Annotated in this window: 12 protein-coding genes; all 12 read left to right on the forward strand. The window is 32.2% G+C overall.

The window, feature by feature from the left end; translation table 11 throughout:
- A complete protein-coding gene (gene rfbF, locus N1I80_RS22380; protein WP_340740189.1) occupies positions 1-777 on the forward strand; it encodes a glucose-1-phosphate cytidylyltransferase in 777 nt (258 codons plus the stop codon).
- A 5-nt stretch (positions 778-782) separates the two neighbouring features.
- Positions 783-1,859: a CDP-glucose 4,6-dehydratase gene (gene rfbG / locus N1I80_RS22385; protein WP_340740190.1), complete on the forward strand. Its 1,077-nt coding sequence runs from the start codon at positions 783-785 to the stop codon at positions 1,857-1,859.
- Entirely contained in the window at positions 1,860-2,783 is a 924-nt protein-coding gene (locus N1I80_RS22390) for an NAD-dependent epimerase/dehydratase family protein (RefSeq protein ID WP_340740191.1), read from the forward strand.
- Positions 2,776-3,336: a dTDP-4-dehydrorhamnose 3,5-epimerase gene (gene rfbC, locus N1I80_RS22395; RefSeq protein ID WP_340740192.1), complete on the forward strand. Its 561-nt coding sequence runs from the start codon at positions 2,776-2,778 to the stop codon at positions 3,334-3,336. The genes N1I80_RS22390 and rfbC overlap by 8 nt, the downstream gene beginning before the upstream one ends.
- A 3-nt stretch (positions 3,337-3,339) precedes the next feature.
- On the forward strand, positions 3,340-4,194 hold the full coding sequence (locus N1I80_RS22400) for a CatB-related O-acetyltransferase (RefSeq protein ID WP_340740193.1): 855 nt from the start codon (positions 3,340-3,342) through the stop codon (positions 4,192-4,194).
- 7 nt (positions 4,195-4,201) lie between these two features.
- The gene (locus tag N1I80_RS22405; protein WP_340740194.1) at positions 4,202-5,515 is read left to right on the forward strand and encodes a glycosyltransferase family 2 protein; all 1,314 of its coding nucleotides are present in this window, start codon (positions 4,202-4,204) and stop codon (positions 5,513-5,515) included.
- A gap of 1 nt (position 5,516) precedes the next feature.
- Positions 5,517-6,680, forward strand: a complete 1,164-nt coding sequence (locus N1I80_RS22410; protein ID WP_340740195.1) for a glycosyltransferase family 8 protein — start codon at positions 5,517-5,519, stop codon at positions 6,678-6,680.
- A gap of 154 nt (positions 6,681-6,834) precedes the next feature.
- Entirely contained in the window at positions 6,835-7,890 is a 1,056-nt protein-coding gene (locus N1I80_RS22415) for a glycosyltransferase family 2 protein (RefSeq protein WP_340740196.1), read from the forward strand.
- A gap of 76 nt (positions 7,891-7,966) precedes the next feature.
- Complete coding sequence (locus tag N1I80_RS22420; protein WP_340740197.1) at positions 7,967-9,019, forward strand: glycosyltransferase; 1,053 nt, start codon at positions 7,967-7,969, stop codon at positions 9,017-9,019.
- Between the two features lie 18 nt (positions 9,020-9,037).
- Positions 9,038-10,048 (forward strand): hypothetical protein, encoded by a 1,011-nt coding sequence (locus N1I80_RS22425; RefSeq protein ID WP_340740198.1) that lies wholly within the window; start codon positions 9,038-9,040, stop codon positions 10,046-10,048.
- 35 nt (positions 10,049-10,083) lie between these two features.
- Positions 10,084-11,214 carry a glycosyltransferase gene (locus N1I80_RS22430; RefSeq protein ID WP_340740199.1) on the forward strand — a complete coding sequence of 377 codons (1,131 nt, stop codon included), beginning with the start codon at positions 10,084-10,086 and terminating at the stop codon, positions 11,212-11,214.
- Positions 11,211-12,359, forward strand: coding sequence for a UDP-galactopyranose mutase (glf, locus tag N1I80_RS22435; RefSeq protein ID WP_340740200.1), 1,149 nt, complete (start codon positions 11,211-11,213; stop codon positions 12,357-12,359). Before N1I80_RS22430 ends, glf begins: the two co-directional genes overlap by 4 nt.

Genomic DNA, 12,359 nt, shown 5'->3' on the forward strand with positions numbered 1-12,359 from the left:
ATGAAAGTTATAATTCTTGCAGGTGGTTTCGGTACACGAATAAGTGAAGAATCCCATCTAAAACCAAAACCAATGATCGAAGTTGGTGGAAAACCAATTCTTTGGCATATCATGAAAATCTATTCGCATTACGGCTTTAACGATTTTATTATATGTCTTGGTTATAAAGGGTATGTAATTAAAGAATACTTTGCACACTATTTCTTGCATGAATCTGATGTAACATTTGATTTTCGGGATAATAATAAACAAATTATCCATCATGCACATGCAGAACCATGGAAGGTTACGTTAGTTAATACAGGACTTGAAACGATGACTGGCGGCCGTTTAAAGCGGGTGAAAGAATATATCGGAAATGAACCATTTATGTTTACATATGGAGACGGTGTGTCCGATATTAATATTAAAGAGCTTGTGGAAATTCATCAGGCAAGTAATAAGTTAGCAACAGTAACATCTGTACAGCCTAGTGGTCGATTTGGTGCTTTAGATTTAGGAGTAAATAATGAAGTTTTTGGATTTCAGGAAAAGCCAAAAGGTGATGGAAGTTGGATAAATGGAGGATTTTTCGTATTGCAGCCGGAAGTAATTGACTATATTTTTGGGGATGAGACTGTGTTTGAGCAAGAGCCCTTAGAGAATTTAGCTAAAGACGGGCAGCTTCAAGCATTTAAACATACAGGATTCTGGCAGCCAATGGATACATTAAGAGATCATCGTTTATTAGAAGGATTATGGGATTCAAATAAAGCGCCATGGAAGTCATGGGAGTAGATGATATGATAAACGTTTCTTTTTGGAAAGATAAAAAAGTATTAGTAACAGGCCATACAGGTTTTAAAGGCGCATGGCTATCTATTTGGCTACATGAATTGGGGGCAAAGGTGTGTGGATATGCATTAGAACCGCATACGAAGCCCTCTTTATTTGAATTAGCGAATGTAGACAGCTTCATGAAGTCTGTTATTGGTGATATTAGAGATCTAGAGCATCTTAAAAGGACAATGACTGAAATCCAACCAGATATTATTATTCATATGGCAGCACAACCATTAGTGCGTGATTCTTACGAAAATCCTGTTGAAACATATGCTATCAATGTAATGGGTACAGTAAATGTATTAGAAAGTGCACGTCACTGTTCATCAGTAAGAGCCATTGTAAATGTGACAACTGATAAAGTATATGAAAATAAGGAATGGGTTTGGGGATACCGTGAAACGGATAGATTAGGGGGATATGATCCCTATTCTAATAGTAAAGCTTGTTCTGAAATGGTCACTTCATCCTACATAAATTCATTCTTTGAACCGAGAAAATATGAAAAACATGGTGTTGCCATTGCGACCGCACGTGCTGGCAATGTCATTGGTGGAGGAGATTGGGCGAAAGATCGTATTATACCCGACATCATGAAATCTATTGAAAAGAATGAAAAGATGTTTATTAGAAGTCCCTATTCGATACGCCCCTGGCAACATGTGCTAGAGCCATTATCAGGATATTTAATGCTGGCAGAAAAGTTATTTTTAGAAGGTGTGAGATGGACAGGAGCTTGGAATTTTGGACCATCATCAGATGCAACTCAAAATGTCGAAAGTTTAGTTAAAGCAATGGAAAAGTACTATGAACAAGATCTTTTAATTGAACTAGATTTGAATAATAAATTACATGAAACAACGATATTAAAATTAGATTGCGCAAAAGCAATTGAGGTACTTGGCTGGAAAAATACATTCAATTTTGAACAGACAGTGGCATTAACAGCTGAATGGTATAAAAATTATTATAATAAAGATAACTATAAAATGTGTGTTGAACAGATTCAGCAAATTCAACAAAAGCTGGTGAGATAAATGAAAAAAGCCATTGTAACAGGTGCTAATGGATTTGTAGGTAGTCATGTTGTAAAAGAATTACGTCAAAATCAAGTTGAAGTGATTGCTCTAGTTAGAAATGAAGATTCAAATATAGATAGTCTAATAGGTATAGATAATTTAACAGTCATATATTGTGAGCTTAATACAATTTCTACTTTAACTAAATTAATAGATACGGCTGATGTTTTTTATCATTTCGCTTGGGAGGGTTCTGCAGGTGAAGCTCGTATGAATCCTTCCTTACAGCTCCAAAATGCAATTTGGACAGCTGATTGTATTAAAGTAGCAAGTGAACTTGGATGTGAGCGATTTGTCTGCGCAGGAAGTATTATGGAAAAAGAAATGCTAGCAGCTGTTTATACGCAAGGGAACAATATAGGTTTACCCTATATATATGGTACTGGAAAAGTTGCAGCACATGCTATTAGTAAAGCTGTAGCTTCAGATTTGGGTATTAACATGATTTGGGGAAATATCACAAACGCATATGGTGCAGGAGAGTTGTCTCCAAGATTTATTAATACTACCATACGTAAAATTATTAATCGGGAGGCTTTACAGTTTACTGCTGCTACGCAAAACTATGATTTTATCTATGTAACAGATGTCGCAAAAGCATTTTATTTATTAGGCTTAAATGGACAAGCTAATTATGAATATACGATTGGTAGTGGTAAAGCAAAGCCGTTAAAAGAGTTTATATACAAGATGAAAGAGTCTTTAGCACCGAATCAGAACTTCATCTTTGGGGATATTCCTTTTACAGGAATTGAACTATCTTTAGAGCAATTTAGTACAGACTTATTAAAAGAACATACAGGGTTTAAACCTACTATCTCATTTGAAGATGGAGTGAAACTTACTAGAGATTGGTTATACGAGGAGAATAATAATGATTGAACATTTTTCGATTGAGAAATTAGAATTAGAAGGGGCATATTTATTCAAACCGTTTATCGCTATAGATAAGAGAGGGAATTTTATAAAAGACTATTCTAGGAATTATTTTAAAGAACAAGGAATAGAGCACGATTTAAAAGAAGTATTTTATACAACATCTGAAGTAGGGGTTATTCGTGCAATCCATTTTCAAGAAGTGAAGCAACAAGCTAAATTAGTTCGATGCATCGCTGGCGAAGTTTATGATGTTATTATTGATTTGAGAAAAGAATCTACAACATATGGTCAATGGCGTGGGTTTTATTTAAATGATGAAAACCATCATTCATTATATATTCCTGAAGGGTTTGGACATGGATATCTAGTTTTAAAGCCTTCTATTGTGGCTTATAAATGTGCAGAAGATTTTTATGGGAAATATGATACAGGAATTATATGGGATGATCCAGACTTAGCGATTGACTGGCCTCTAGAAAAAATAGATAAAGTTATTTTGTCTGATAAAGATTTGCTCCTACAAACTTTTAAACAATATAGTGAAAGAGTGAAATAATTCATGAATTTTACTAAGTTAATTCAACAATCATTAGAGGCACAAACAATAGCAATTTGGGGAACAGGCACAGGCGGATTTAAGGCAGTAAATGCAATCTCTATTATTAAAGAGAGAATAGTTTGTTTCGTCGATAGTTATTCGGAAAAGGAGTATTATTTGAATTTTAAGGTTCTGTCTCCGTTAGATTTTTTTAAACGTGAAGTAGACTTATTAGTTATTGCTTCAAGTTATGTTAATGAAATTAAGAATCTGCTTCTAGTCAACAAATATGATATGGATAAAGTACTCTTTTTATTCGATCAAATAGAAGAAGAAACCTCTAATGTTGATATGGGAAGGTATTCTTACGGCTTAGTTCGAAAAGTGTCAAGTGATTTTAGTGCTATTGAGAGTATAGGGAATTTCACCTCTATCAATGGTACGGCTGCAATTGGAGCATTTAATCACCCAATAGATTTGGTTTCAACACATTCTTTTTTATATCGAGAAGAATTTGATGGAATATTAAATAATCAAGAAGTAAGAACAGCTGTCCAAAAAAGCTTTTATAAAAAAAAAATCAAGATTGGGCATGATGTATGGATTGGGGCAAATGCAATTATATTACCAGGTGTGGAAATTGGAAATGGGGCTGTTATTGGAGCAGGGGCTGTAGTAACAAAAGATGTTCCACCATTTTCTATTGTAGGTGGGGTGCCTGCAAAAGTAATTAAATTTAGATTCGACACAAAAATAATCGAAGCATTAGAAGAAATTAAATGGTGGTATTGGGACGATAATGAAATTAAAGATAATGTAGAATTGTTTCTAGATCCTTATAAATTTATAGAGGAACATTATAGAAGTGGGAGGTAAGTAAACCATGTTTAATATTCCTAAAGCTAGTGTGGTTATGACAACATATAATGATAGTGAATATTTAATTGAATCCATTCAATCAGTCTTAAATCAAACTTTTATAGATTTTGAATTTATTATTGTCAACGATGGATCTACAGATAAAACTATAGATATTATCAATAGTTTTGATGATCCACGTATAATTATAATTAATAATTTAAAGAATATGGGGACATCATATAGTTCAAATAGGGCTATAGAAATAGCAAGGGGAGAATATATATTTAGGGCTGACAGTGATGATATAAATTATCCAAATCGTTTCGAGACGCAGATACAATTTATGGAGGGAAATAAAAATATTGATATCTGTGGTTCATGGGCAGATCGATTATACGACTCAGGAGAAATTGATTTGTGGAGTTACCCGAGTACACACAATGAAATTTTAGTGGGGCAGCTTTTTTATCCTAATGTAATACATCCGACATTAATAATTAGGCGAAAAGTTTTTTTGGAACATGACATCACATATGATGAAAGAATAAGCTTAACTGAGGACTATAATTTGTTTGTTAGATTAATTCCAAAAGTTAACTACCATAATATTCCGGAGTGTTTGATTAAATATAGAAAAAGAAAGGGCAGTTTAAGTTTTGATAATAACAAAAACAAGCCTTACCTTAATAGAGCAAGATTAATTGCCCTCTCTAAATTAGAAATATTTCCTACAGAAAAAGAACTAGAATATCATTGGATTCTTCATGATAGAAGAAAACTTAATGATAGTGAATCTATACTCCAAATTGTTAATTGGGCATATAGATTACTTGTTCAAAATGAAAAATTAGAAATTTATAACCAGAATATACTGACCCGTTTTATAACTGAAAAATTAAAGGCATTAACTGATATTCAACAAGACCTTATTCTAGAAACATTCGAATTATTAAACGAACATCCTATAAATAAATATATCACTAATTTTTTTAAATTCAATTTAAATATAAAAAAAATTTTAAGTAATAATACCAATAGTGAAGTGTATATCTATGGGTTTGGAACTTTAGGATATAGTACTTATAAATTTTTTGTTGTAAATGATATAACAGTTAATGGAATTATTGATAATAATTTAACTGGTAAGCTATTTGATAGTTATGAAATCGGAAATAAAGAAGAGCTAGTAAGTAGGCATAAGACAAGTATTGTGATAATTACGATACTAAATAATGAAGTTGGAGAAGAAGTAATTGAAGATTTGATAAAAATGGGTTTTCATATAGATAATTTGTATAAAATTAAGGATTTTATAATTGAAAATAAAGAGGTGTAAAATGCATCTAGCATGTAGTTTTAGTAAAAGTTACCTACAACATTTTTTAGTTATGGCAAAATCTCTAGCCATAACTACAGACGCTGAAAAAATTACTTTTCATATAGTTCATAGAAGTTTAGAAAATCAAGATATTGAAGATATCATTAAAGAATTTAAAGAACATAGAAATTTGGAATTCAAATTTTATGAAATTGATTTTAATAAGATAATTAATTTCTCGCTGAAAATAGACTATTTAGCTCATGAAACATATTGTAGATTAGTTTTACCTCAAATTTTACCAGTCAGTATAGATAAAGTGATCTATATTGATGCTGATATTGTAGTGAAAAGTGATATTTCTGAGTTATATAATATAGATATAAAGGATTATTATATTGGGGCTACTTTAGATTTGTATAATCATGTGACTGATCATTTAGATGACATGGACTCACCAGAAAAATATTTTAACGCAGGTGTAATGTTAATAAATTTAGAAAAATGGAGAAGATACAACTTTTCAAATATATGCTTAGACTATGCAGCTAAAAATAATGAGAAAATGTTATACGCTGATCAAGATGTAATGAATTGCTTATTAAATGGAGAATGGCTTCGAGTTCCGCAAAAATGGAATGTAACTAGAAATATTTTCTCGAAAAGAGATGTTTTATTGCAATTTTTAGAGGAGGGAGAACTTGAAGAGGCCCTCTTAAACCCTTCGATTATACATTATACAGCGGGTAGTAAACCTTGGCACTTGATGGATAGTTACCCATTCAAAGAAGAGTATCATGAGACTTTGAAATTATTAAAAAAGAAATTTACTATTTATCCAGAAAAGAAATTTTTAGAAAATAAAAATATAATTCTATTTGGAACTGGTGAGGCTTCAAAAAAAGACTTTGAAATATTTTCAAAAAGAAATATAACGATTAAATACTTTTTTGATAACCAAAAAAGTAAATGGGATACATATTTTAATGATATATTAGTTAAAAAACCAGACATTGAATTAATTAATAGAAATACTGATTTCATTGTAATATCTAGTCAATTTCATCAAGAAATAGGAGAACAATTAGCACTTTTGGGATTGAACAAAGATATAGATTTCTTCTCTGATATAGAATCATTTGCATCTTTTTTGAGAAAGTCGTTAGGTGCTAATCCGTTTTAGTAAACAGTAAGTGTACATGGTTTTTTGAGAAAAACTTATATGTACTTTGATATTTTTGCTCTTCTTTTTAAAAGGTTCTCCATCCTATATAGGATGGAAAAGTGAAAGAATAAAATAGAACTATTATTTTCTATAAAAACTTTGATATAGGGATGTGATTAAAATTTCATTATTAGTTTCAGCACTCATTAATAATTATAACTACGGTCGTTTTATAGGAGAAGCTATTGAATCAGTATTAAATCAAACTTACCAAAATATTGAGTTAATCATTGTAGACGACGGTTCTACAGATAACTCGGGTGAGATTATTAGTAAGTACGCGGAAAAATTCCCTGATAAAATTATTGCCGTTTTTAAAGAAAATGGTGGACAAGCATCGGCATTCAACAGTGGCTTTAAATTAGCTAAGGGTGAAATCATCTGCTTTTTAGATAGCGATGATTATTGGTTTGAAACTAAAGTCGAGAAAATTGTAGATGCTCATAATAAAGCAGACATAGTAGAACATGGGATGCTTAATACAGGGGAGCATTGTCGATGGGTTCCAGATAAAAAACAAGCAGCATATCAGATGTTTGAAAAAGGTAGGTTCCTTAGATTCGCGGAAACATCTGCCTTGTCATTTAAAAAAGACATATTAGACAATATATTTCCAATCCCTGAGAAAGGAATAGAAATATGTTCTGAAACATTTTTAGTTTATTCAGCTTTGTACTATAATCCTCAGATAAAAACTTTAAGGGAAGCTTTGTCATTTTATAGAATTCACGGGGAAAATCACTGGTATGATAATGAAAATGCAGATAAAAATACTTTTTCTAAAATTATTAGTTTGATCAATGAAAATCTGAAAGAAAAAGGAGCAAATCCAATTATTTTCGGGCAAGAACGCATAAATAAAATTATCAGTGAACTGAAGTTGGAAAGTAAAGTTAAATATGTTTTATATGGAACAGGAAGTTTAAGCCGTATTTTATATGACAAAATGAAAAAAGAGAAAAAGGAAGTAATTTATTTTATTGATTCTTTTGTAGATGATGGTTCGACAAAAATTAATAATATTACAATACTCCCGGTTTCAGAAATTCAAAAATATCAAAAAGACTTTGACTTTATTATTATTGCTAGTAGCTTTAAGATACAAATATTAAGAACTCTTTCTATGTATGACTTTGAAGAGAGTCGTATTATTACTCTAGATATATAAAATGAAAGATTGAGAATTAATGAATGAAATTAAAAGTTGATATATCTACTTTTATAGAAGGGTGATGTTTTAATAAATGAAAATATTCGTCGCCATTACTAACTTTAATTATGGTCAGTATATTGGAGAAGCAATAGAATCTGTGCTTAACCAAACATACCCTAACTTTCAATTGGTCATTGTTGATGACGGTTCAACAGACGATTCTCGAGCTGTTATTGATATGTATGCCTCGGAACATACAAATAAAATAACGGCTATATACAAAGAAAATGGTGGTCAAGGATCCGCATTTAATGTTGCCTATAATCTTAGTGAGGATTTTGATATTGTCACCTTTCTCGATGCTGATGATTATTGGTTTCCAAACAAGCTCGAGGAGATTGTCTTATACCATAAAGAGTTTGACGTGGTTGAACATAGTCTAGAAACATCATTAAAAACGTGTCTTCTCAAACAAACAAAAAATAACTTATCAGAACGATTAAAGAGATATAGAACAGCGATATCTTTCGCTCCTACATCTGGTCTATCGTATAAAAAATCAGTACTCGATTCTATTTTCCCTATTCCTGAACATTTAACAAGGATTTGCGCGGATACATATATTAACTTAGTTGCTGTTTATAATGGAGCAAATATATGCACATTAAATCAGTGCTTAGGGTTTTATCGAATTCATTCCGATAATAATTGGTTTAATAATATCGAGAAATATAAAAGCTTATATGAAGAATACATTGCATTTTTTAATGAGAAGCTAAAATTAATAAACCAACCTCCAATTCCAACATATGAAAAAGCTATCTATAATGGTATGAAGGATGTAGAGTATTTGTTATCAGTTCATAATAAAATTGCAGTGTATGGAATGGGGTTCTTTGGTAAAGTTGTTGCAAAATATCTTTCGGAAAATCAGTACGAAATAGTATGCTTTCTTCAGACATATCAGGATCATCAAAAAGAAAGTTTCTTTGGGAAGAGGATATATGGCATTCACGAAATTATGAATACAAAGCAAATGAATGATATCGACACTATAGTGATTGCTACTAGTTTTAAGTATGAAGTAATTTTGTTATTGGAAAAGCTAGGTATACAAAAGCAGATAATTAGTTTTGATATATGATTAGAGGGAGAATCGTTTATGCAAGAAGTAGATTTCGTCATTGCTTGGGTAGACAGCCAAGATGAGAAATGGTTGAAAGAGAAACAGCAGTATGATCCAACTCCAATACTAAAGGCCAATGACTTGACGGGAGATATTAGATTTAGAGACTGGGGATTATTAAAATATTGGTTTAGAGGTGTTGAAAATTTTGCCCCTTGGGTAAATAAAATACATTTTATCACATACGGTCATGTGCCGGAATGGTTAAGTGTAAATCATCCTAAATTAAATATTGTGAAGCACGAGGATTTCATTGATTTGAAATATTTACCTACTTTCAATAGCGGAACAATTGAATTGAATTTACATAAGATTAAAGGCCTGTCAGATCATTTTGTTTATTTTAATGATGATTTTTATATTATTGACTCATTAAAGAAAACAGATTTTTTTAAAGATGGTTTACCCTGTGATGAAGGGGTATTTGGAAATGTTTTTTTTGAGAATCCTGCAACAAATTATGGTCTACAAATCTTGTATATGACGGGTATTATAAATAAAAATTTCGATTTTCTGGATTCGGTAAAGCGAAATAAAGATAAATTTCTGAATGATATTTATGAAGACCAACTATATCATAATGAATACTTTATAAAACGCAGTTTGTTTCCTGGATTATACAATCACCATTTACCACAAAGTTTTAAAAAGAGTACTTTTCAAGATGTTTGGAATAAGGAATATGACTTACTTGATAACGCATGTATGGAGAAATTTAGGACAGTTAAATTAATTCATCAATATTTAATCAGGTTTTGGCAGGTCATGAGCGGAGACTTTGAACCTTCATTGCACCGGAAATTAGGCTACTCCTTCCCAGGAATTGTGAATGATCTTGATAATATTCTTCTGTTTATTGAGAACCAAGAAAGGCAAATTATCGTGATAAATGATAATGATGAAGTAGAGAATTTAAATAAATATATAACAAGAGTAGAAAAGTCTTTTCAAAGTATTTTACCTGAAAAAAGTTTGTTTGAAAAATAATACTCTCTATTATCTATTAAATGGATGTGACACGAGTGAATGTTTCAATATTAATAAATAACTATAATTACTCTAAATATCTACAGTTTTGTATTAACTCTCTGTTAAGCCAAACTTACAAAAATATCGAGATCATTGTATATGATGATGGATCAGGAGATGGGTCATTAGACGTTCTTACAGAGTTTGGCGATAAGGTTCAAGTTATATCCAATCCGAATTACGGTCATTCTGCGAACCAAAACCAAGCAAATGCAATTTACCAGGCATTTTTAAAATCAAAGGGAGATATTATTTGTTTATTAGATAGTGATGATGCGTTCCATGAAGATAAAATAGAAAAGATTGTTACGACGTTTGCAGCAGATAACACGATTACAACAGTTCAAAACTTATTAAATGAAATAAATGGACAAGACGAGATTATGAATAAGATTCGTCCTGTAATCAAACAAGTAGAGGATATTAAATCATATATATTTAAAGAGAGTAATTTTTTTCATTTATTTGTTGCAACAAGTGGATTATCTTTTAAAAGAGGTTTCCTTGAGAAAGTGTTGCCCTTAAAAGAAGATAATTTAACCTATGTTTGGCCAGATGCAAGATTAATGACTTTAAGTGTATTTCAAGGTCGTATAAAAACGGTAATGGAGCCGTTAACCTATTACCGAATTCACGGTATTAATGACTCAAACGCACGTGGTACGTATGAGGGACATAATACGTATTTAAGCCAAATCTATACGTATTTTAACGATGTTTCTAAAAAAAATGGATATCCCGAAATACAATATTCTAGAGAGAGTTATTTGGAAAATACTTATTTTTATTTAAATCTAGATAATACTAAGTTATTGACATTTTGTGAGGATGTAAGAAAATCAGGGATTGATTTATGGATTTGGGGTGCTGGGGAAGCAGGCCAAAGTATCTATCACCTGCTTAAAAAATACAATATTAAGACTCGAGGTTTTATTGACAGTAATCCAGTACGCAATGGTGAAATGATAATGCATTTACCAGTTCATATGCCATTTAAATCGCCAAATGCCAAATATATTATTTCCCCGTTTCATGCTATTGACGCTATTACGAGGGAACTTAGAAACTTTGACCTAATAGAAGGTGAAGACTTTATTAATCCATATGGCGGTGAAGTGGTATGAAATTTAATACAGTTGTTATCGGTGCCGGCTATGCAGGACTAGTCCTAGCAGAACGCCTCGCAACACAAAAAAATCAAAAAGTTCTTGTCATCGAGCAACGTCAACATATCGGTGGGAATACATATGACCGTTTCACGGATGAAGGTATCCTAATCCATGAATACGGCCCCCACATTTTCCATACACGCTCTAAAGTAATCTGGGACTATCTTTCGCAATTTACGGAATGGCATCATTATGAGCATCGTGTGAAGGCGATGATTGATGGACAAGAAGTGCCGCTGCCATTTAATTTAAACACGATGGATCAAGTGTTTCCGAAAGGGCTTGCACAGCGTTTGCAGACGAAGTTAGTAGATTTACTTGGCTATAATGTAAAGGTACCGATTTTAAAGCTTCGTGAGCAAGAGGACGAGGATTTGAAATTTTTGGCGGATTATGTGTACGAAAAAGTGTTTTTACATTATACGCTCAAACAGTGGGGGATTGGTCCGGAAGAACTGGATCCGACGGTGACTGGACGTGTGCCTGTTTATATATCAAGAGATGATCGTTATTTCCAAGACCGTTATCAAGGGTTGCCATTACGCGGCTATACGGCGATGTTTCAAAAAATGATTAATCATCCGAATATTAGTGTTCTGTTGAATACGAATTATCGAGATGTGATGACCATTGAGGCTGGGAAGATTGAGTTGTTTGGACAACCATTTACAGGTGATGTGATTTACACAGGTAAAATAGATGAATTGTTTGATTATAAGTATGGGGAGTTACCATACCGTTCTTTGCGGTTTGAGTATGATACGTATGATCAGGAATATGTTCAATCAGTCGGTCAGTTAAACACTCCGAATGGTTATGACTTTACGCGTAAAACAGAGTTTAAGCATTTAACAGGGCAAAAGCATCCAAAAACAGTCGTGGCACGTGAGTATCCAGAGGCGTATGTCCGAGGAGAAAACACGCCTTATTATCCGATTATTGCGGATGAAAACAAAGAGAAGCTTAAGCAGTACAGAAAGTTAGCTGAGCAATTGGAGTGCGTGCATTTAGTCGGGCGTTTAGCGGAGTACCGGTATTACGATATGGACGGGGTTGTTGCAGCAGCCTTAAAACTAGCAAAAAAATTAATTCAGGAGTGA

The organism is Sporosarcina sp. FSL K6-3457 (assembly GCF_038007285.1).
Taxonomy (GTDB): Bacteria; Bacillota; Bacilli; order Bacillales_A; family Planococcaceae; genus Sporosarcina.

What these genes read in the sequence shown, in the direction of transcription:
- N1I80_RS22400 (WP_340740193.1), top strand. Translation starts at nt 3,340, where the DNA reads ATGAATTTTACTAAGTTAATTCAACAATCATTAGAGGCACAAACAATA.
- rfbC (WP_340740192.1), top strand. Translation starts at nt 2,776, where the DNA reads ATGATTGAACATTTTTCGATTGAGAAATTAGAATTAGAAGGGGCATAT.
- rfbF (WP_340740189.1), top strand. Translation starts at nt 1, where the DNA reads ATGAAAGTTATAATTCTTGCAGGTGGTTTCGGTACACGAATAAGTGAA.
- N1I80_RS22405 (WP_340740194.1), top strand. Translation starts at nt 4,202, where the DNA reads ATGTTTAATATTCCTAAAGCTAGTGTGGTTATGACAACATATAATGAT.
- N1I80_RS22420 (WP_340740197.1), top strand. Translation starts at nt 7,967, where the DNA reads ATGAAAATATTCGTCGCCATTACTAACTTTAATTATGGTCAGTATATT.
- N1I80_RS22410 (WP_340740195.1), top strand. Translation starts at nt 5,517, where the DNA reads ATGCATCTAGCATGTAGTTTTAGTAAAAGTTACCTACAACATTTTTTA.
- N1I80_RS22425 (WP_340740198.1), top strand. Translation starts at nt 9,038, where the DNA reads ATGCAAGAAGTAGATTTCGTCATTGCTTGGGTAGACAGCCAAGATGAG.
- rfbG (WP_340740190.1), top strand. Translation starts at nt 783, where the DNA reads ATGATAAACGTTTCTTTTTGGAAAGATAAAAAAGTATTAGTAACAGGC.
- glf (WP_340740200.1), top strand. Translation starts at nt 11,211, where the DNA reads ATGAAATTTAATACAGTTGTTATCGGTGCCGGCTATGCAGGACTAGTC.
- N1I80_RS22390 (WP_340740191.1), top strand. Translation starts at nt 1,860, where the DNA reads ATGAAAAAAGCCATTGTAACAGGTGCTAATGGATTTGTAGGTAGTCAT.